This is a genomic window from Pseudoalteromonas sp. OANN1, from assembly GCF_024124685.1.
Lineage (GTDB): Bacteria > Pseudomonadota > Gammaproteobacteria > Enterobacterales > Alteromonadaceae > Pseudoalteromonas > Pseudoalteromonas piscicida.
Map to the genome: position 1 here is coordinate 105,706 of NZ_JAMXSE010000009.1, position 19,207 is coordinate 124,912.

Consider the following 19,207-nt stretch of genomic DNA (forward strand, 5'->3'; position numbering starts at 1 on the left):
ATTTCCAAGGTGATTTACCACCCTAATGTGTAAACAAATATGAAATTTTGATTTGAGCACTTGAGATTAATTCATAATTATTGAAATTCTTTCATTAAAAAAATCTATCTAGACGTCTAAATGGCTGCTATATTAGTAAAGAGATACAGAAATGCTTTTGTGGAATGAGGATTATGGCTTTAACGCTTCAAGAGAAAATCATTGACCCTAACCAAGGGGTATATTTAATTGGTACCACACCACCTAAGATTGGCACCGACCCAGAACAGCTAAAATCAATTGCCGCTAAACTTTTGGGCCGTTTACATGAGATCGAATACGACGGCGTGATCATCTATGACATTCAAGATGAAAGCAGCCGTACTCAAGTACCACGCCCATTTCCTTTTAAGCACACCGTTGATCCGTGTGAATATAGCCAGTTGATCCGCGAATTGTCACACCTTGATGTAATTACGTATAAAAGTGTGGCACAGCGCGATAGTGAAGCTTTTGGCGATTGGTTAAGCAGCACCAAACAGCAATATGGGTTAAACAATCTAGTTTTAGTGGGCAGCCCGTCTTCACAAGGCGATATTAAGTTACCGCTTTCTGAAGCCTATGATGTACTGAAGCATCATCAAGATGACTTTTTCTTAGGTGGTGTAACCATCGCAGAGCGCCATGCCAGTAAGCGTAATGAACACGAAAGGCTGATAGATAAAACAGAGCAAGGCTGCCAATTCTTTGTTTCCCAAGCAGTGTATGACGCTCAAGCAACCATAGATCTGATCACGAGTTATGCTCGCACCTGTAAACAACAAGGGCAAACACCAAAACGCATTATTCTTACCTTTACTCCATGTGGTGGAGAAAAGACCTTGCAGTTTATGGAGTGGCTGGGGATCTCAGTACCAGAAGCAACCAAATGGCGCATGTTAGATGCAGACAATACACTAAGTGAGTCAATTCGTATTTGTAGAGAAAATCTGGATCAAATCTTAAAAAGCTGCTCACATCTAGATATTTCTCTTGGCTTAAATATTGAGAGCTTAACAAACCGCAAAGAAGAAATTGATGCGTCGATAAACCTTTACAGGCTGTTGAAGGCGACCATGGAATTATGCCTTGCGGAAAAGCAAATTGCTTAATGCAGTCTAGGGCCTGTTGATCTTCCAAGTTTGTTTTTGCAGCAGTTTGATTGGTATTTATACAAGGCAGAGCCTGCGTAGCATAGTCATTCTATGTAAGTCTGGCGATAACATAGTAGAAATGCCAATCAAGCGCTGCCCTTTGGGTTCACCTGAGTGCGCTTTGTTCATTGTTGCTCAACTTTTGCCTAGATTACTAGGCGGCAAGTCGAGCGTCGCGACCAAAACACACTCAGAAGAACAAAAATCAAACAGCGAAGGCCAACAGGCCCTATAGCCAGCTTCATCAAGCTGGCTTTTCTGTTAACCTTGCTGAATTATCCAAAGCTCAGATTAACTTAGGCTCAAGAAAGCGATTAATCCCACCCCAAGTAACAAGCGGTAAATGACAAATGGCATCATGCCCATGCGCTCTATGATTTTCAGGAAAAAGAAGATACAGGCATAAGCTGAGATAAACGACAGTACCGCACCACTTAATAACGCATTCCAATCAACCACTTCATCGCCGGTAGCAAGCTCTAAACTGTAATACAGTCCCATCATCGAAATAACTGGAATAGACATTAAAAACGAAAAGCGCGCCGCACTTTTCTTATCAAGCCCGAGTAATAAACCTGCGGTGATGGTAATGCCTGAACGCGATGTGCCGGGAATGACAGCTGTAATTTGCGCAAGCCCCAGTATCAATGCGCTTTTCCAGTTTAAGGCAAATTCGTCCTTGATTTGTTTCGCTTTCACGTCGGCATACCAAAGCAGTAAACCAAATACTATCGTCGATGTTGCAATCACCCAAGCGCTACGTAAATAAACTTCTACGATATCTTTAAGTAGTGGAGCTAAAATCACGAATGGTATAGTGGCAACCACAATACACCAAGTCAGCCGGCTTTCTTTTGAGTGCGTACCTGAGAATGACTTGAACCATCCTGCCAGTAGGCTGACAATGTCTTGTCGAAAATAAATAACGACAGCCAGCAAAGTACCAACATGAACAGCAACATCAAAGGCAAGACCCTGATCTTGCCAACCTAGTACCTGAGAAGGTAGCAGTAAGTGGGCAGAACTCGAAATAGGTAAAAATTCAGTGAGACCTTGAATAATTGCAAGGACGGCAATCTCAATAAAGCTCATTGCTTGGGAAACTCCACTTTCCATAATTTTTGAGTTGGGTTGTGATACTCCTGCCATAACTGAGCAATGGTTTTACCCTCAACAGGATGGATAAAATCAGGAGCTAGTTCAGCTAATGGCTGAAGCACGAAGGCATTTTTGGTTATTTCATCCCGAGGCAACTGAGCGGGTGATGAACAAATAAGGTGGTCATAAAAGAGAATATCGAGATCTAATGTACGTGGACTAAACTTCTTTTCACTACAGCGACGACCATGATCGTATTCTATCGATTTGAGCAGTTTATACACTTCGTCTAAAGACAGCTGTGTTTGTGCTGCAAAGACCGAGTTATAGAAGTTATTTCCTGCAAACCCGACGGCTTCACTCTCAAAAACACTCGAATGTTGAAAATCCGGAAAGTGTTCTATCAATACCCTCAAGCCACTCAGCAAGTTTTTTTCTTTTTCTATGTTTGAGCCGAGACTGATAAAAATTTGTGCCATGATAATTCTACTTCTTACGCACAATTTCTACACCAACCGTTTGTGCTTGTGGCACGGCAGCAGGTTTACTCACTTTTATAAGCACTTGTTGTACATTAAATTCATTTAGGATCATTGTAGCAAGCTGTTCAACTAAGGTTTCTAATAGCTCAACTGGTTTTGCTTGGGTATGCGCAATAATACACTCACTCACTTTGGCATAATCAACCGCCAAATTAATATCGTCATGACGAGCGGCAGCGCTAATATCGGTCAACATCTCAACATCAAAGTAAAGGCTTTGTTTACTTTCTTTTTCAAAGTCGTACACTCCTATTATGGCTTCGACGTGTAGCTGTGAGATATAGACTTTATCCATGTAAACTCCAAACATGTTTATCGCTGTAATTCACCCGCATTTTCTAATCGCAATTCGCGATCTGTGCAGGACTTAAGACCGCCGATCATAGCCCAAAACAACGCAATAAAAAATAAGGAAGACAGTGTTAATCAGTTTAATGTGCGTATGTGCTTATTTATTGGGATCGATTTCCTCAGCGATTCTGGTGTGTCGGTTATTCAACCTGCCAGATCCACGCTTTAATGGTTCTAATAATCCAGGCGCAACCAATGTATTAAGATTGGGAGGAAAGATCCCAGCTGCGCTGGTGCTCGTCTTCGATATTTTAAAGGGAACCATCCCGGTGTGGGGAGCTTACTTTCTGAAAATAGAGCCTGTATGGTTAGGTGCAATAGCCGTAAGCGCATGCCTTGGTCACATTTATCCTATTTTCTTCCACTTTAACGGTGGTAAAGCGGTAGCAACGGCATTTGGTGCGCTATTACCCATCGGCTTGTCATTGGGCGGGCTATTGATTAGTACGTGGCTCGTGGTGCTAGCGCTCACACGCTACTCTTCACTCGCAGCGATTGTCGCAGTCGCAGCAGCTCCACTTTACACATGGTGGATAAAGCCGCTGTATACGGTGCCGGTCAGCTTTTTAACTGTGGTGATTATTATTCGTCATAGGGCAAATATTAAAAGGCTCTTGAGTGGTAAAGAGCCCAAGGTGGGGAAAAAGTCTAAAGACTAGGGTCTAGACTTTTTCTAGACTATCCAGCGGCCAACGCGGTTTAGTCTTCATATCAAGTGGCGCATGCTGACCTGCTTTTAGGCGCTGCATTCCTGCATAAGCTATCATCGCCCCATTGTCTGTACAAAACTCAGTGCGCGGGTAATAAACCCGCCCTTTCATGCCAAGCATCATGCGCTCAAGCTTTTGCCTAAGTTCAGTATTGGCGCTGACGCCACCTGCAATCACAAGGCTTTTAATGCCAGTTTCTTTCAGTGCTCGCTTACACTTAATCGCTAGCGTTTCTACGACTGCTGTTTGAAAGGCATGAGCAATATCTGCTTTCGTTTGCTCATCATCGCCTTCATTACGGATCGTGTTTGCCGCTGCGGTTTTCAATCCACTGAAACTAAAATCCAGACCAGGTCTGTCTGTCATCGGTTTTGGAAAAGTAAATCGCCCTGCTTGACCCTGTGTCGCCATTTTCGCAAGCATTGGGCCGCCAGGATAATCAAGACCGAGTAGCTTGGCAGTTTTATCAAATGCTTCACCAGCGGCATCATCCACTGACTCACCAAGTACTTCATATTCACCGATACCTGAGACTTTGACCATCATAGTATGGCCACCAGATACTAACAGCGCGACGAATGGGAAACCTGGTTTATCGTCTTCAAGCATAGGGGCAAGCAAATGGCCTTCCATATGATGTACGGCAACAGCTGGGATCCCCCAACCAAACGCTAACGAGCGACCTATTGAGGTGCCAACCAACAAAGCACCGACCAAACCCGGCCCTGCGGTATAAGCAATGCCATCAAGGTCTTCAGGACCGCAACCCGCTTGGGCGAAAGCAGCTTCTATCAGAGGAATTGTTTTGCGTACATGATCACGAGAAGCAAGTTCAGGCACTACCCCACCATAATCGGCGTGTACTTTTACCTGAGAATATAATTGATGTGCCAACAGCCCTTGCTCATCATCATAAATAGCAATACCCGTCTCATCACATGAGGATTCTATACCCAAAATACGCAAGTTACTTTCTCCAAACTCTTTACTGCAGCCGCTGATTATACGAAATCAGCTACTCAAGTTCCAAACCAATATTTGTTTGGCCGTCAGCCAGTGCCAAGGCCTTCAGCGACTTCACTGATTCGCTGCTAATACGCCCCATATTTTCCACATGTTCGATAAGCTCAGCGAGGATTTCAATTTCATACTGCATCTGCGGGTGCTCACGCACTAGCTCATTCGTTGGAGATATATCTTCCGCCATCAACATAAACTCGATGTATTTAGCTACCGTTGCCTGAGAAATTTTGGCAACGCTTACAAACTCATGTTCATCTTTTGTCATCAGACCTTGCAACATGCCTAACAACGCTGTCGCTACGTCGATTGCGGGATAGGTACCAAACATATCAAACTCACTGAGCTCAGGTACATTTGGTTCTACCTTTTCAACCAGCTTTTCTAAGCTAATTTTGCTCTTTGGCAGTAATATTTTCTCCCAGATTAAATTCAGCGCATTTCTGAGCACTTGCTCGTCGCCAAAACCCGTTGCCTCACTAAATAGTGAATAATTTGGCAACATACGCTCAATAATAGCAGCGCCTAATACTGCCTTTTGAAGATAATTTAACTCTCTAATTCTTTGAAAGTTATTTGCTTTGCTCATGCTTATTTCCACATTGCCAGCAATATTCAAACGCTGGTCCATTTAATTCTGCACAGTGGTTACATAGCCAATCCGACAGCTCGGCGGCACTGCGATGACGTGATTTATTATAGTTTACCAATATTTCCTGAGCCTCGGGTAACTTTATTGCATAAACAAAGAGCTTGATGGCAGCTTGCTCTGCTGGAATTTCACCAATAGCCCCTGACAAATGCTCACCTTGTAAGCGAACCTGAATATTCGCTTGTTCTAGTTGACCTTTGAGTAAATGTGCTTCAACAAAGCCACTGATAGCGCACAATTGCACCCAATGAAAAGGCTGTTCACTCATTGCATTATCTTCACTATTGAATTAGCACTCATTGTGCTCATTTGTTTCTTGATAAAATCATTCATTATCATCACACTTAAACATCAAGCTATTCCATTAAAATACGACTATGACTCTAACAACACCGGGCCTATTATTCCCAGCAATTTCTTTATTGCTACTCGCTTACACCAATCGCTTTTTGGTACTCGCACAATTGATCCGTGAATTAAACGCTCGAGAAGGCGACACCATAAGATCTTTGGTTAAAGCACAAATCGAGAACTTAAGAAAACGAATTAGATTGATCAGACGAATGCAAGTATGGGGCGTCATCGCGTTTTTACTCTGCACATCTTCAATGTTTGCCTTGTTTCTTGAAATATCCTTACTTGGCGTCACATTGTTTGGTGCGAGTCTTTGTAGCCTAACCTTGTCATTGCTACTTTCTCTTTATGAAATCCACATTTCTTGCGATGCAATCGAACTAGAATTGCAAAATATCGAGAAAAAACCTCAACAAGATTAGCGGCCTTGTTACTGCCGACTATACTAATGTTGAGTCAGCATAAAAAGAGGAGCAATCTGTGAGCGGATTTTTGTTCTCAGATGAAGTGCTAGAAAGCCCTACAAATAAAATGGCCGAAACCTACTGGGATATTCTGGTTGTAGATGATGAAGAAGACATTCACCAAGTGACTAAACTGGTGTTATCTGGCTTTAAATTTGAGAATAAATCACTGAGATTTCATCACGCCTACTCTGCACAAGAAGCAAAAGCCATCTTGGACACGGAGCAGAATATCTCTGTAGGCCTCATTGATGTCGTAATGGAAAGTAATCATGCAGGGCTTGATTTAGTGCGATATATCCGCGATGACTTAGCAAACTTTGATATTCGCCTTGTATTGCGAACAGGTCAACCAGGAGAAGCCCCGGAAGAATCGGTCATTCGCGATTACGATATTAATGACTATAAGAACAAAACCGAGCTCACTGCCGTCAAGCTAAAAACACTACTCTATTCTGCTTTACGGGCTCACCGGGATATTCAAACCATCGAAAAGCACAAAATGGGACTTGAACGCATTATTGATGCATCCTCTAACTTTTTGAAGTGTAGCAATATTCAGGATTTTGCATCAACCATATTATCCCATGTATCCGCAGTAATGGGATTATCTGATTCGGAAATATATTGTGCAGCTGCGGTAAACCACCAAGCCAACGAACCGACAAAATTTAAACTACTTGCAGCCTCAGGGGCAGGCGTAGAACCTAGTATTGTTACCCTGCCCGAGAATGTACAAAATCTGTTTATAGAAACACATAATAAAAAAGCATCGATAAAGACCCGTAACGAATATATTGGCTACTTCCCTTCGCGAGAAGGGAGTGAAACGATGATTTATGTGAGTAAGGACAGCGAACTTCATAGCATGGACTTCCAGCTACTTGAATTTTTTGCAAACAATATTGCACTAGCCTACGACAACTTGAAGTTGCGTGAAACCGTCAAAGATTCTCAAAAAGAGCTTTCTTATATTTTGGGTGAAGCCGTCGAAAAACGCTCGAAAGAAACCGGCTCACACGTAAAACGCGTGGCACATTATAGTATGCTTTTAGCTCAGCTTTACGGACTCTCTCACTACCAAGCAGAAATCATCAAACTCGCCTCTCCGCTCCATGACATTGGCAAAATCAGTATTCCAGATCAAATCCTAAATAAACCCGGAAAACTCACTGATGAAGAATGGATAATTATGCAGACGCATGCGCAGCAAGGGTTTGAAATCTTAAAAAATTCAACAAATGAGATTTTGCAGTGTGGCGCATTAATCGCACATCAACATCACGAAAAGTGGGATGGTTCAGGCTATCCTAGGGGTTTAAAGGGAGAGCAAATTAACATTGTCGGCAGGATCACTGCTCTGGCAGATGTCTTTGATGCACTAGGAAGTGAGCGATGTTATAAGCCCGCTTGGCCACTAGATAAAGTAATAGATTTGCTAAATACTCAAAGTGGTAAACAATTTGAACCCAAATTGGTTGACCTTTTTCTAAAAAATCTGGAACAATTTATTGAGATACGTGACAGGTATCCTGACTAACTTTGTAATCAGAATGTAAAAACTTCACTTTCTTTTTCCCGATTGGTGTATTATTATTGGGAAAAGACGTAATAAATGTGTTTTAGTTGAAATTAAAAGGAATTTCACATGAGATTTGAACAACTCGAGCAGTTCGTAGCATTAGGTAATCTAAGACATTTTAGACAAGCCGCAGAACAAACCCAGATCAGTACTTCAGCGCTTACTCGAAGCATCCAAACCCTTGAAGATGAAATAGGTTGTGAACTCGTTAAACGCTCAACACGTTCAGTAAAACTGACTGAACAAGGTGAGCTGTTCTTAAAGTATTGCAAAACAACCTTATCAGAACTCGATCTAACCAAGAAAACCATTAAGCAAAGTTTGTTTGGCCGTGATAACCAAAAGTTAATTATTGGTTATACGACTCAAGCTAGCAGCATAGTGCCAGTTTCTTGCGGTCAGTTTTTAGCTCAGTACCCTAATGTGAAGATCGAAATGCAGTTGCAAGATGAGTTGGAGCTTACTCGTAAGCTACAACTTGGTGAGATTGATATCAGCGTGTATTTACAAAGTGCAAATAGCATAGTGAGTGATATTCACCTGCCTGATCAGTTAGTTTTATTTGTTTCGAGAAATCATCCTCTAGCAAATCAAGACAGCATCAGAAAAGCCGAATTAACGCAATACCCTATGTATGGCTGTTTCTCACAGTCGAAGCAAGTACAAAGTATGCTTAATGAAGCCGTTGATTCGTTAAACAAATCAACGAGCGTTAAAATTGGCAATATTGAACAAGTAATTGATGGTTTGAAGAATAGTAATAGCTTTGCAATTGCGAGTATCGAACATTCAAAAACTATCGCACAAGATCCTAACTTAGTTTTCTTAAAAACCAATAAGGCTTTGGATAGAGAACAATTGATTGTACAAACCAATCACCAAGTTGGCTCAAATGCACATATAAATCACCTGCTTGAGCTAATTGAGGATGCAGCATCTTCGTCTAGCAAGCATACAGTAACTTATTAGTTGCTAAACAGACGGGCAAATAATCTGTATTACTTGCCCGTTTTTAATTACTCGCTTTAGAGCGGTAAAAAGCCCAGCACGACCCCGACAAAAATCGCCAAGCCCACATAGTTATTGTTTAAAAAAGCCCAAAAACATCTGTCTCTATCTCTGTAGCGTATGGCATATTGTTGCCTAATCAGCAGCACAGAGGCTGCTAGTAAGCCGCACCAAAAAGCGAGATTCAAGTCAAACGTTACACCAACTGCCGCCATCATCGCGATAAATGTGATGTTGAGCAGTGCAATAATATGGAGGTCCCATTTGCCGAATAAAATCGCAGTAGACTTTACCCCTATCTTCAAATCATCATCCCTATCTACCATGGCGTACATAGTGTCATAAGCAACCGTCCATATTAAATTCGCAACAAACAATACCCAAGCAAGCACTGGCACATTTTGATTTACTGCCATAAAAGCCATCGGTATTGCCCAGCTAAAGGCAGCCCCAAGTACGAGTTGAGGTAAGTTTGTATAACGTTTCATGAAAGGATAAACAGAGGCTAACGCTAGTGCTCCAAAGGATAATACAATGGTTTGCCAGTTTAAAAAAAGTACCAAAATAAAAGCCACCGCGACCAAAATAGCAAATAGGCCTAGTGCCTCTTTACTCGTTACAGCGCCTCTTGCAAGCGGTCTTGTCGCGGTACGCTTTACAGCTCCATCAACCTTGCGATCAGCAAAATCATTGATAACACAGCCGGCACTGCGCATTATAAATACACCCAGAGCAAAGATAACAATAAGCCAAATACTTGGAACACCTTCAGCTGCAATCCACAGTGACCAAAGCGTTGGCCACAATAATAGTAAAGTCCCGATTGGCTTATCTAATCGCATAAGTTGGCTGTAAGCCTGCCATTTCTGGTGGTCAATCATAAAAGCTTTCCGATATAAAGACTTCACAAACTAAAATCTTTGCTTTGCCGTTTTTAAACCAGCTTCTTCTAGCAAATAAACGCTCTGGGGCGACGCCAGTTGTGGGTGCAATAAGTTCAATCAGCGCCGGATAGTCGGCAGTAGATAAACGAAGAAACTCAAGGGTTCCGCGCTGCCAATTTGAATCAGTAAACAGTAACTCACCCAAAGGTGTCTCACCAATTGCATCCATTCCGACAGTACATGCGTCCTCATTGAGCCAACTTTGTCCAAATACAGCTGCTTTACCGTTACAATTTAACGTTACTTCTCGGCACCAAACCTGTTCAGAAAGATCCGTACGTAACGCTTCAGGAGCGCTCCTGAACTCATTAGCAAGCACAGTCACAGAAAACCTTTCACAAGTTTCTTTCAATTTTGCGGTTAGAGATTGAGCCTCTAGTAAATAAGGAGAAAGTGCTGGCTCAACATCCACCAACTGTGTGTTCTTCAGCCAAGGGAGCTCTAAGGGTAATTGCAAAGGCAACGTTCTATTTCCGTTTTAAAAATCCGCGGTCATAATAGCAGAGCAGCGGCTTTCTAAAAAGTTTATGTTTGTATTGAAGCTACCTGTAAAATCAACGCAATTATGTATAAACTAAGTAAAAAGTAATTTGTATTAGGATACCTAATTAAACATGAGACTGTTGGCTGTTGTACTCACATTATGCATTGCATTAACCACGGCTTTCCCTGTAAAAGCGGACTCAACTATTGGGTATTTCGGGTTTGAGCCAGATATCATCACAAACTACATAGGCCAGTCCAACAAAAAGCTCGGTTATGTCCGTGTTACCGTTGACCTAATGTTAAATGACGTTGCGAATATTGCCGTGGTTGAACACCATACTCCTTTACTAAGAGATGCTATCGTACAGATCCTGAGTAAAGAAAACGAAGAAACCATTAAATCATTAACTGGCAGAGAAGAAATCAGAAAACGCTGTGCTGAAAAGCTAAAGACACTGCTAAAAGAAGAAACTGGGCAGGAAATTGTTCGTGATGTGCTTTTTACCAAATATTTATATCACTAACCGAATCAACTCATACACGAACTCGGAAGCACTAGATCCCGAGTTCGACGTAACTAGCTACTCTCTTTGAGTTGCCTGTTGATAGGCCAAAATACCGCAACCAACATACCTGATAGCAATCCAAACAAATGCGCCCAGTTAGCCATGTTAATAAAAAACATATCCGTAAATCCAAACAGCATCCAAAGCAGCATAAAGCCAATAACAGGTTTAGAGACCAAAGCGGCTCCGGCGGGATTTCGATGACCAATAACCCAGCAGAAACCTAGTAGTCCGTAGACCACGCCACTTAGTCCACCAAAATTAGCGTCAACGAATAGGAACTGCATAAAGTTACTAGTTAAGCCGGTTACAAAGTAGATGCAAACTAATGCCCAGAGCCCGAGTTTCTCTGAAATTTGTGCGCCAAGGTGTAACCACCAGCTTAAATTAAAAATCAAATGTATGGCGCTAAAATGTATGAGTGTAGGTGCTATCCAAGTCCAAGGTTTATCTAGGGAAAAACGTAGTGCAGAAAAGATGCCATTAGCGTCACCAAACAGCATGGCGACAAAAATAATAATACTGACACCAAAAACGCCCTGCAATAACCAGTTTAATCCCGCAAAGCGCCGCACCAAGTTTAAGTTTTGGCCTTGATAGCTAAATAACCCCTGTGTACTTCCGGTTTGCCAAGAAGCCGCTTGATATAAGTCGGCCTCAGGTTGCTCCAAAAACGTTTGCCAAAGACGCATAGCAAGCGCTTCATCACCACGCTCTAGCCAAACTTCAACTTGTTGCCCATCGTGACTTTGCAAAACACAATAAATCCCTTGCGTCTTAAAATAATCGACCGCACCTTGAGCTAGTCGTGCATTGTGATAATGGGCTATTAACTTCACTTTTCAATCTCGTTTGGCAATTCACTTGCCCACTGCGTAAAACCGCCATCCATACTGTAAACATCTTCAAAGCCTTGCTCAACTAGGTAGTTAGCTGCGCCTTGTGAGGAGATCCCGTGATAACACACAACCACGATTGGTTGGTCAAACTCTTTCTCCTGCATGAAATGAGCAAGATTAGCATTAGATAAATGTTCAGCGCCTGGAATATGCCCTTGTGCAAAAGTATTTTCATCGCGAATATCTGCTACCACAACATCATCATTGCCTAAAAGCGCTTGTGTGTCTGCTACTGAAATATGTTTAAAAGACATGTGTTACCCATTTAAAACTAAAAAATAAAAGACGGCTTAAGCCTTATCGACCTAGCCGTCTTTCTATTATAACTACTCATTCATGCACTAAGCAAAGTTGAGCATTAATCCCAATTCAGAATAACTTTACCTGATTGCCCTGAAATCATCGTATCAAAGCCAGTCTGGAAGTCATCAACATGGAACTGATGTGTAATGATTGGATCAAGGTTTAAGCCTGACTGGATCAAACTTGCCATTTTGTACCAAGTTTCAAACATTTCACGGCCGTAAATACCCTTGATCACTAAACCTTTGAAGATCACTTGGTTCCAATCCACCGCCATGTCAGAAGGAGGAATGCCCAGCATTGCAATCTTACCACCATGGTTCATGCTGTTTAACATGCCTTTAAATGCAGAAGGAACACCTGACATTTCAAGTCCAACATCGAAGCCTTCTGTCATACCAAGATCTTTCATAACCGTTTCTAGGCTTTCACTGGCAACATTTACTGCTCGCGTAGCACCCATTTTAGTGGCAAGTTCAAGGCGATATTCATTTACGTCTGTGATCACCACATGACGCGCACCAACGTGTTTCGCCACTGCCGCAGCCATAATACCGATTGGGCCCGCACCAGTAATGAGTACGTCTTCACCAACTAAGTCGAACGACAATGCGGTGTGCACTGCATTACCGAATGGGTCGAAGATAGAAGCGAGTTCGTCAGAAATGTTGTCAGGGATCTTAAACGCATTATAAGCAGGAATAACTAGGTATTCTGCAAATGAACCTTCGCGATTAACGCCTACCCCAATAGTGTTGCGGCATAGGTGAACACGACCAGCACGACAATTACGACAGTGACCACAGGTGATATGACCTTCACCAGATACTCGGTCACCAATGCTAAAACCACGCACCTCTTGGCCCATATCGACCACTTCACCTACGTATTCGTGTCCCACAACCATTGGAGTTGGGATCGTGTTTTGTGCCCACTCATCCCATTTGTAGATGTGTACGTCGGTACCACAAATTGCTGTTTTACGGATTTTGATCAATAGATCGTTGTGCCCTACTTCCGGTTTTGGCACATCCGCCATCCAAATTCCTTCTTCAGCTTTCAACTTGGATAATGCTTTCATAGTATTCGCTCGTTAGCTGCACCGGCTTAATGCCGGTGGCAAAATTAAATGACGCCTAGGTCTTTACCAATACGGGTAAAGGCTTCGATTGCTTTGTCTAGCTGCTCAGTCGTATGCGCAGCTGAAATTTGTGTTCTGATCCTAGCTTGACCTTTTGGCACAACAGGATAAGAGAAACCGATCACATAGATACCTTCAGCCAGCAGTCTGTCAGCCATTTCTGAGGCCACTTTGGCATCGCCTAACATAACCGGAATAATCGCGTGATCTTTACCCGCACAAGTAAAGCCAACAGCTTCCATCTTAGTACGGAAGTAGGCTGCGTTATCCCATAGTTTAGCACGTAAGGCATCGCCTTCTTTCATCATGTCTAGTACTTTGATTGAAGCAGTAACAATTGACGGCGCTAGCGAGTTTGAGAATAAATAAGGACGTGAACGCTGACGTAACCACTCTACGATTTCTTTCTTGCCAGAGGTATAACCGCCCGACGCACCGCCAAGTGCTTTACCAAGTGTTCCTGTAATGATATCCACTCGGTCTAATACACCACAGTATTCCGGTGTACCGCGGCCATTTTCACCAACAAAACCTACTGCGTGTGAATCATCAACCATCACTAATGCGTCGTACTTATCCGCTAAATCACAAACCGCTTTTAAGTTACAAATAACGCCATCCATTGAGAATACGCCATCGGTCGCGATAAGCTTGGTTTTCACACCAGCTTCATCAGCGGCTATTAACTGCTGCTCAAGATCAGCCATATCGTTGTTTGCGTAGCGGAAACGCTTAGCTTTACATAAACGCACACCATCAATGATAGAAGCGTGATTTAATGAGTCCGAGATAATTGCATCTTCAGGGCCTAAGATAGTTTCGAATAAACCTGCATTAGCATCAAAGCATGAAGAGTAAAGGATAGTATCTTCTGTTTCTAGAAATTCACTGATCTTTGCTTCAAGCGTTTTGTGAATATCTTGCGTACCACAGATAAAGCGCACCGACGCGACACCAAAACCATGGTCATCAAGGCCGCCTTGCGCCGCTTTAATTAGCTCTGGGTGATTCGCCAAACCTAGATAGTTGTTTGCACAGAAGTTAATTACACTTTCGCCAGTCGATACTGCAATTTCAGCTTGCTGCTGAGAAGTGATAATACGCTCTTTTTTATATAATCCTTCAGCTTTTACTTCTTCAATTTGTTGCTGAAGCTGGCTGTAGAAGGCCGATGCTCTCATCTGGGAGTCTCCATTTTTTGCACGGTGATAGTAAGCTACGTATCGCCATAGGCGGTTGTCATTCTCACTATCAGAAGTTAACGCTTGCGCTTATTCTATATTAATTAGCTCAAGTTAATTGGAACGTACCAATTCAATCATACCTGGTACATTAAAAGATATCTTTATTTTAAAAGGTTCACACAATAAATGCACGATTTGCGACAACTGGCAGCAAACTTTATTTTACTCAGACAAAGATAGTGCGGCTGGTACCTCCGCCAACGACGCACATACTTTATCCGCGAGCTGTTGTTGCTCTTGACTAAAACTCTGCCCAGACTCAACTAAAATGGCTGTTTTTACGCCAGCAGCGCGGGCAGCCTTGATGTCTGAGACTTTGTCACCAATCATAATACTTTGCGCAGGATCCAAGTCATGCTCGGCTATCGCTTGCAGCAGCATCCCAGGTTCAGGCTTACGACAGTTACACTCTACTTTATATGGGCCTTGTGCCTTTTCAGGGTGGTGAGGACAAAAATAAACACCAGCGATGTCAACACCATGCGCCATAAACTGCGCGCACATCCACTCACTTAACGCGTGAAATTGTGCTTCATCATAGTAACCTCGGCCAATGCCCGACTGATTCGTCACGACCACAATTTTATAACCGGCTTTGCTAAATGCTTGGCAGGCACTGAATACCCCGTCGATAAACTCAAAATCCGCGATTTGATGAACATAGGCGTGATCTTTATTAACAACGCCGTCTCTGTCTAAAAATACTGCCTTATGCATTGGTCACAATCTCCTGCTCTTTTATTACCCGATCAAACATCGTAATTACTGCATCAACGGAAATTTGAGACATGAGTTCACTACCCTTTACGCGTGTTCCCCACGGTAATTGTTCTGCAGTTTTACCCTTTTGCGCAATGAGGTTTTGATGATAAACCTCAACTACATAGTCTTGATACAGGTATGGCCCTGTACGAGTTGGGTTGGAGTGCGCATACAAACCAATCACCGGCGTTCCAACAGTCACAGCCATATGAGCAGGCCCGGTATCAGGTGCTAACACCAATTCGGCTTGCTCCAACACACAAAGTAGGGTTTTCAAGTCAGTTTTTCCCACTAAGTTTAATAACTCAGCTTGACTGTGTTTTTGAATTTCGGCTGCTAAGTTTTGCTCAAGCTCCGTTGGACCACCCGTTATCACCACCTGAAACCCCAATGCAGCAGCATGATCTGCAACCCTAGCATAACGCTCAGGAAGCCAATTGCGCTCGGCTTTACTTGCCGCAGGCGATATCACAAACACTTTCCCTTCGGGCAATAGCGATTTTGCCGCAGCTTGATGAGCTGCCGTCACTGGCATCTGCCATGTTGGCTCACCGCACTCAGCACCAATTGCACGGGCAAAGTTTTGGAAACCTTCGAGCACATGTGGCGACTTTTGAGGTGCGATCCGCTTATTAATAAACAAACTGTGTAACTCTTTTGAGCGCCCTTTATCAAAGCCTAATTTTTGCTTTGCAGGAATAACTCGCGCAACAAGGTTGGCTCTTAACGCAACCTGCATATGTAGTAATACGTCAAACTTTTGCCCTTTGAACTTTGCCTTTAAAGCCTTGAGCGCGGCTTTGCCCTGTTTTTTGTCAAATACGACGAGCTCAACACCGGGTAAGTCAGCCAGCAACATGGCTTCCACTTTACCTATCACCCAGGTTATTTTCGCTTGCGGATGTGCGCGTTGGATCGCCTGTACAGCACTTACTGCATGGCACACGTCGCCAATCGCTGAAAGTCGCAAAATACAAATAGAGGTCAAGGATTTGCTCAAAACAATAGTTCTCATGGAAAGTAACAAGCGCTTGATCTTAAATTAATCAAACAAGTTTGCAAGTTTCACTGAGGATGAAAAATCGTTAGAATGTCACAATTGACTCTTAAGAATCCTATATTGTGCAAATCACCAAACAACCGCATAGCTATTTACTAACGCCTTCAACCCTAGATTATGATGTTTCAGAAGAAATGTTTGACCCTGAATATTGGCATAAAAATAATGCGATTGTCGGCTCGAAAGAAGGTCGAGCAACGGCGTGGTTCGTGCGATTTAACCAAAGCATCGCGGTACTTAAGCACTACTATCGTGGAGGCTTAATCGGCAAGCTGTTGAGTGATCAGTATATTTTCACCAAACTAGAAAATACGCGCGTATATCAAGAGTTTGCTTTGCTAGAGCAACTACAACTACAAGGTTTACCAGTCCCAACACCACTTGGCGCAAGAATATCGCTTCATTTTGGTATTTATCGTGCAGATATTTTGACCGAAGCGGTGTCTGATGCCACCAGTGTTTGCGAAATTTTGCAAGCAAGAACGCTTAGTACAAATGAACTGGAAAGTATCGGCCACACCATTGCACAGTTTCATCAAGCCGGTGCGTATCATGATGACTTGAACATCAACAATATTTTGTTTGATGCCGACGGCAAAGTATTTCTAATTGATTTTGATAAGGGCAAAATCATGCAGCCAAACTCAAGTTGGCAGCACGCAAACCTGGAGCGTTTGCAACGTTCATTTAAAAAAGAGGCCGGCAAATGGCCGACCTTTTATTTTGATGAAAATCAGTGGCAAGTGTTAATGCAAGCCTATCTCAGCGCACGTTAACTTTTTTGTAGCTGTGCCTTTTTAATCACATTGGAAGTCGAGCAGCCATCCAAAAACGCTAACACCTCGACTTTTCCACCTTGATTAAGCACATGCTCTGCACCTGCGATCTCTTCTACTTTATAGTCACCACCTTTGACCAAAATGTCAGGGCTGACCATTTCTATCAACTTAGCTGGTGTATCACTTTCTTCAACACTGCCAAACGGAATAACCCAATCCACAGAAGCAAGTGCAGATAACACCATCGCCCGCTCTTTTAGTGGATTGATTGGACGTTCAGGTCCTTTGAGACGCGAGATCGATTCATCATTATTTAATCCAACGACGAGTCTGTCGCCCATCGCTTTAGCTTGCGCTAAATAACGCACATGGCCTGCATGGAGAATATCAAAGCAGCCGTTGGTAAACACAATGGTTTCGCCGTTTTGCTTGGCAAAAGTAATGTGCTTAAGCACTTCTTCAAACGGCGTTTGGTAGTGCTCGCCCGTTTCTCTAAGATATTGACCCAGTTTGCGACTCAACTCTTCCGGTGACACCGTTGCAGCACCTAACTTACTCACGGCAATGCCTGCGGCAATATTTGCAACTTCAACTGCATCTTTGGCAGACATTCCCGCACCTAACATAGTCGTCAGTGTGGCGATCACGGTATCACCAGCTCCCGTAACATCACTTACTTCCTGTACTTGAGCTGGGAAATCAAACTTTTCAGTACTGGTTATTAAAGACATGCCTTGCTCGGAGCGCGTCAGCAACATAGCGCCGATCCCTGACGTTTTCAGAAGCTCACGCGCACTAGAGGTGAGTGCCTCTTCGCTACTTGTGTCTCCACCAGCGAGTTTAAATTCGTTTAAGTTAGGCGTAATAAAATCAGCACCTTGATAGAGGCTCAAGTCACTATTTTTAGGGTCAATTAGTACCGTTTTACCAGCTGCTTTAGCCACCGCAATCATTTCTGAAATGGCGCACAAAGCGCCTTTGTTGTAGTCGCTAAACAACACAAAGTCATACTTATCAACTTCTTGCTTTAGACGCTCAAGCAGTAGTTGACTGTGAGATAACTGAAAAGGCTCTTCTAAATCGAGTCGGACTACTTGCTGATGACGGCTGATCACTCGCATTTTTGCGATAGTCGGCAACTCAACGACGTTAACTAAGCTAGATTCAATGTTTTCCTTGGTAAGGATAGCCTCAAGCGTTTTACCATTGTCATCTTCGCCGATAAGCCCAAGCAAACCCACTTTACCATCTAGGTGAGCGATGTTTTTGGCAACGTTCGCCGCACCACCAGCTTTGTCTTCCAACGCGCTGACTTTCACCACAGGTACTGGAGCCTCAGGAGAAATACGCCCGGTATCTCCATGCCAGTATCTATCCAACATCACATCGCCAACCACCAATACCTTGGCTTGATTTAGCTGTTGAAGTGCCGCTAGCTTCATGCCTCTTGCTCCGCCGCAACAAGCATATCGACCGCTTCGCATAGCCAGTGACCAATAAACATATGCGCTTCTTGAATACGCGCTGTCTCGTCGTTTGCGATAATAATCGGTAATTTAGCAATGTCCTTCACTTTGCCACCAGTTCTACCAGTCAATGCCACGGTAAAGGCACCAATTTCATTTGCGGCTTGAAGTGCCAAATTGATATTAGGGCTCGTACCTGATGTGGTTAAACCAATCACCATATCTTCCGGTTTACACAGAGCCTGAACCTGACGCTCAAATACGGAGTCAAAGTGATAGTCATTGCTGTGTGCGGTCAAAATTGAGGTGTCGGTAGTTAATGCAATCGAAGCCAAAGGACCACGCTCTAATTTGTAACGCACCACAAATTCTGCAGCGAGGTGCTGCGCATCTGCCGCGCTGCCACCATTACCAAACCAAATGACCTTACCACCAGCTGCTAACGTGCTTTGGCATGCTTCAAGTAGCTCAACACATTCTTGGTGATAGTTTGCCATTGTTTCAAAAACATCAACATGGCGCTGTAAGCTTGCGAAGTAGCTTTGTGCTACTTGTTCATTCAATGACATATTTGTTCCTAAACTATTCTATGCTTGTCCCGCGT

At 43.1% G+C, this 19,207-nt stretch carries 23 protein-coding genes; 7 read left to right on the plus strand and 16 right to left on the minus strand.

Annotation, left to right across the window (positions count from 1 at the left end):
- The first annotated feature begins 173 nt into the window (after window positions 1-173).
- Entirely contained in the window at window positions 174-1,130 is a 957-nt protein-coding gene (locus NH462_RS10100) for a methylenetetrahydrofolate reductase (protein ID WP_253105611.1), read from the plus strand.
- Window positions 1,131-1,463: 333 nt separating this feature from the next.
- Here NH462_RS10100 and NH462_RS10105 read toward each other — a convergent pair whose 3' ends face one another.
- Genes NH462_RS10105 through folB form a run of 3 tightly spaced genes read right to left on the minus strand, consistent with a single transcriptional unit; the run spans window position 1,464 to window position 3,107 of the window.
- Complete coding sequence (locus tag NH462_RS10105) at window positions 1,464-2,264, minus strand: undecaprenyl-diphosphate phosphatase (RefSeq protein WP_253105612.1); 801 nt, start codon at window positions 2,262-2,264, stop codon at window positions 1,464-1,466.
- Entirely contained in the window at window positions 2,261-2,749 is a 489-nt protein-coding gene (folK, locus tag NH462_RS10110; RefSeq protein ID WP_010374632.1) for a 2-amino-4-hydroxy-6-hydroxymethyldihydropteridine diphosphokinase, read from the minus strand. The genes NH462_RS10105 and folK overlap by 4 nt, the downstream gene beginning before the upstream one ends.
- A 7-nt stretch (window positions 2,750-2,756) precedes the next feature.
- Window positions 2,757-3,107 (minus strand): dihydroneopterin aldolase, encoded by a 351-nt coding sequence (gene folB / locus NH462_RS10115; protein ID WP_010374631.1) that lies wholly within the window; start codon window positions 3,105-3,107, stop codon window positions 2,757-2,759.
- 124 nt (window positions 3,108-3,231) lie between these two features.
- Between folB and plsY the strand changes: the two genes are divergently transcribed.
- The gene (gene plsY / locus NH462_RS10120) at window positions 3,232-3,822 is read left to right on the plus strand and encodes a glycerol-3-phosphate 1-O-acyltransferase PlsY (protein ID WP_029215929.1); all 591 of its coding nucleotides are present in this window, start codon (window positions 3,232-3,234) and stop codon (window positions 3,820-3,822) included.
- 3 nt (window positions 3,823-3,825) lie between these two features.
- Here plsY and tsaD read toward each other — a convergent pair whose 3' ends face one another.
- From tsaD to NH462_RS10135, 3 genes are read right to left on the minus strand one after another with little or no spacing between them, the layout of a single operon-like run.
- Window positions 3,826-4,839, minus strand: a complete 1,014-nt coding sequence (gene tsaD, locus NH462_RS10125) for a tRNA (adenosine(37)-N6)-threonylcarbamoyltransferase complex transferase subunit TsaD (RefSeq protein ID WP_253105613.1) — start codon at window positions 4,837-4,839, stop codon at window positions 3,826-3,828.
- Between the two features lie 49 nt (window positions 4,840-4,888).
- A complete protein-coding gene (locus tag NH462_RS10130) occupies window positions 4,889-5,482 on the minus strand; it encodes a YjaG family protein (protein ID WP_010374628.1) in 594 nt (197 codons plus the stop codon).
- Window positions 5,466-5,813 carry a DUF2007 domain-containing protein gene (locus NH462_RS10135; protein WP_010374627.1) on the minus strand — a complete coding sequence of 116 codons (348 nt, stop codon included), beginning with the start codon at window positions 5,811-5,813 and terminating at the stop codon, window positions 5,466-5,468. The genes NH462_RS10130 and NH462_RS10135 overlap by 17 nt, the downstream gene beginning before the upstream one ends.
- Window positions 5,814-5,922: 109 nt before the next feature.
- Here NH462_RS10135 and NH462_RS10140 point away from each other — a divergent pair, with 109 nt between their 5' ends.
- The 3 genes from NH462_RS10140 to NH462_RS10150 all read left to right on the plus strand — a co-directional run bounded on the left by NH462_RS10140 (window position 5,923) and on the right by NH462_RS10150 (window position 8,914).
- Window positions 5,923-6,321 carry a DUF2721 domain-containing protein gene (locus NH462_RS10140; RefSeq protein ID WP_010374626.1) on the plus strand — a complete coding sequence of 133 codons (399 nt, stop codon included), beginning with the start codon at window positions 5,923-5,925 and terminating at the stop codon, window positions 6,319-6,321.
- Between the two features lie 58 nt (window positions 6,322-6,379).
- On the plus strand, window positions 6,380-7,903 hold the full coding sequence (locus NH462_RS10145; protein ID WP_253105614.1) for a DUF3369 domain-containing protein: 1,524 nt from the start codon (window positions 6,380-6,382) through the stop codon (window positions 7,901-7,903).
- Window positions 7,904-8,011: 108 nt separating this feature from the next.
- Complete coding sequence (locus tag NH462_RS10150; protein ID WP_045988224.1) at window positions 8,012-8,914, plus strand: LysR family transcriptional regulator; 903 nt, start codon at window positions 8,012-8,014, stop codon at window positions 8,912-8,914.
- Window positions 8,915-8,970: 56 nt separating this feature from the next.
- On the opposite strand, the gene ubiA is transcribed toward NH462_RS10150, so the two are convergent.
- Together ubiA and NH462_RS10160 are read right to left on the minus strand one after the other, a co-directional pair.
- Window positions 8,971-9,834 carry a 4-hydroxybenzoate octaprenyltransferase gene (gene ubiA, locus NH462_RS10155; RefSeq protein ID WP_010374623.1) on the minus strand — a complete coding sequence of 288 codons (864 nt, stop codon included), beginning with the start codon at window positions 9,832-9,834 and terminating at the stop codon, window positions 8,971-8,973.
- Window positions 9,827-10,354 (minus strand): chorismate lyase, encoded by a 528-nt coding sequence (locus tag NH462_RS10160; protein WP_248694171.1) that lies wholly within the window; start codon window positions 10,352-10,354, stop codon window positions 9,827-9,829. The genes ubiA and NH462_RS10160 overlap by 8 nt, the downstream gene beginning before the upstream one ends.
- Window positions 10,355-10,511: 157 nt before the next feature.
- On the opposite strand from NH462_RS10160, the gene NH462_RS10165 reads away from it, so the two are divergent.
- Window positions 10,512-10,907 carry a flagellar basal body-associated protein FliL gene (locus tag NH462_RS10165; RefSeq protein WP_010374621.1) on the plus strand — a complete coding sequence of 132 codons (396 nt, stop codon included), beginning with the start codon at window positions 10,512-10,514 and terminating at the stop codon, window positions 10,905-10,907.
- Between the two features lie 53 nt (window positions 10,908-10,960).
- On the opposite strand, the gene glpG is transcribed toward NH462_RS10165, so the two are convergent.
- The 6 genes from glpG to NH462_RS10195 all read right to left on the minus strand — a co-directional run bounded on the left by glpG (window position 10,961) and on the right by NH462_RS10195 (window position 16,313).
- Window positions 10,961-11,788 (minus strand): rhomboid family intramembrane serine protease GlpG, encoded by an 828-nt coding sequence (gene glpG, locus NH462_RS10170; protein ID WP_010374620.1) that lies wholly within the window; start codon window positions 11,786-11,788, stop codon window positions 10,961-10,963.
- On the minus strand, window positions 11,785-12,102 hold the full coding sequence (gene glpE, locus NH462_RS10175; protein ID WP_010374619.1) for a thiosulfate sulfurtransferase GlpE: 318 nt from the start codon (window positions 12,100-12,102) through the stop codon (window positions 11,785-11,787). Before glpE ends, glpG begins: the two co-directional genes overlap by 4 nt.
- Window positions 12,103-12,206: 104 nt before the next feature.
- The gene (gene tdh, locus NH462_RS10180; RefSeq protein ID WP_010374618.1) at window positions 12,207-13,232 is read right to left on the minus strand and encodes an L-threonine 3-dehydrogenase; all 1,026 of its coding nucleotides are present in this window, start codon (window positions 13,230-13,232) and stop codon (window positions 12,207-12,209) included.
- 44 nt (window positions 13,233-13,276) lie between these two features.
- On the minus strand, window positions 13,277-14,473 hold the full coding sequence (locus tag NH462_RS10185; protein WP_010374617.1) for a glycine C-acetyltransferase: 1,197 nt from the start codon (window positions 14,471-14,473) through the stop codon (window positions 13,277-13,279).
- 225 nt (window positions 14,474-14,698) lie between these two features.
- Window positions 14,699-15,253, minus strand: a complete 555-nt coding sequence (gmhB, locus tag NH462_RS10190; protein ID WP_010374616.1) for a D-glycero-beta-D-manno-heptose 1,7-bisphosphate 7-phosphatase — start codon at window positions 15,251-15,253, stop codon at window positions 14,699-14,701.
- Entirely contained in the window at window positions 15,246-16,313 is a 1,068-nt protein-coding gene (locus tag NH462_RS10195; protein ID WP_010374615.1) for a glycosyltransferase family 9 protein, read from the minus strand. The genes gmhB and NH462_RS10195 overlap by 8 nt, the downstream gene beginning before the upstream one ends.
- Before the next feature lie 107 nt (window positions 16,314-16,420).
- Between NH462_RS10195 and NH462_RS10200 the strand changes: the two genes are divergently transcribed.
- Window positions 16,421-17,134, plus strand: a complete 714-nt coding sequence (locus NH462_RS10200; RefSeq protein ID WP_010374614.1) for a 3-deoxy-D-manno-octulosonic acid kinase — start codon at window positions 16,421-16,423, stop codon at window positions 17,132-17,134.
- On the opposite strand, the gene hldE is transcribed toward NH462_RS10200, so the two are convergent.
- Both hldE and NH462_RS10210 read right to left on the minus strand, forming a co-directional pair.
- On the minus strand, window positions 17,131-18,579 hold the full coding sequence (gene hldE, locus NH462_RS10205) for a bifunctional D-glycero-beta-D-manno-heptose-7-phosphate kinase/D-glycero-beta-D-manno-heptose 1-phosphate adenylyltransferase HldE (protein WP_010374613.1): 1,449 nt from the start codon (window positions 18,577-18,579) through the stop codon (window positions 17,131-17,133). The two genes, NH462_RS10200 and hldE, sit on opposite strands and share 4 nt — an antisense overlap.
- Window positions 18,576-19,172, minus strand: coding sequence for an SIS domain-containing protein (locus NH462_RS10210; protein ID WP_010374612.1), 597 nt, complete (start codon window positions 19,170-19,172; stop codon window positions 18,576-18,578). Before NH462_RS10210 ends, hldE begins: the two co-directional genes overlap by 4 nt.
- Window positions 19,173-19,207: the final 35 nt, after the last annotated feature.

Coding starts and splice junctions, on each gene's coding strand:
- folB (WP_010374631.1), bottom strand. CDS start 3,107: ATGGATAAAGTCTATATCTCACAGCTACACGTCGAAGCCATAATAGGA.
- ubiA (WP_010374623.1), bottom strand. CDS start 9,834: ATGATTGACCACCAGAAATGGCAGGCTTACAGCCAACTTATGCGATTA.
- NH462_RS10135 (WP_010374627.1), bottom strand. CDS start 5,813: ATGAGTGAACAGCCTTTTCATTGGGTGCAATTGTGCGCTATCAGTGGC.
- tdh (WP_010374618.1), bottom strand. CDS start 13,232: ATGAAAGCATTATCCAAGTTGAAAGCTGAAGAAGGAATTTGGATGGCG.
- NH462_RS10105 (WP_253105612.1), bottom strand. CDS start 2,264: ATGAGCTTTATTGAGATTGCCGTCCTTGCAATTATTCAAGGTCTCACT.
- folK (WP_010374632.1), bottom strand. CDS start 2,749: ATGGCACAAATTTTTATCAGTCTCGGCTCAAACATAGAAAAAGAAAAA.
- gmhB (WP_010374616.1), bottom strand. CDS start 15,253: ATGCATAAGGCAGTATTTTTAGACAGAGACGGCGTTGTTAATAAAGAT.
- NH462_RS10130 (WP_010374628.1), bottom strand. CDS start 5,482: ATGAGCAAAGCAAATAACTTTCAAAGAATTAGAGAGTTAAATTATCTT.
- NH462_RS10195 (WP_010374615.1), bottom strand. CDS start 16,313: ATGAGAACTATTGTTTTGAGCAAATCCTTGACCTCTATTTGTATTTTG.
- hldE (WP_010374613.1), bottom strand. CDS start 18,579: ATGAAGCTAGCGGCACTTCAACAGCTAAATCAAGCCAAGGTATTGGTG.
- glpE (WP_010374619.1), bottom strand. CDS start 12,102: ATGTCTTTTAAACATATTTCAGTAGCAGACACACAAGCGCTTTTAGGC.
- NH462_RS10165 (WP_010374621.1), top strand. CDS start 10,512: ATGAGACTGTTGGCTGTTGTACTCACATTATGCATTGCATTAACCACG.
- NH462_RS10210 (WP_010374612.1), bottom strand. CDS start 19,172: ATGTCATTGAATGAACAAGTAGCACAAAGCTACTTCGCAAGCTTACAG.
- NH462_RS10185 (WP_010374617.1), bottom strand. CDS start 14,473: ATGAGAGCATCGGCCTTCTACAGCCAGCTTCAGCAACAAATTGAAGAA.
- NH462_RS10140 (WP_010374626.1), top strand. CDS start 5,923: ATGACTCTAACAACACCGGGCCTATTATTCCCAGCAATTTCTTTATTG.
- NH462_RS10150 (WP_045988224.1), top strand. CDS start 8,012: ATGAGATTTGAACAACTCGAGCAGTTCGTAGCATTAGGTAATCTAAGA.
- NH462_RS10100 (WP_253105611.1), top strand. CDS start 174: ATGGCTTTAACGCTTCAAGAGAAAATCATTGACCCTAACCAAGGGGTA.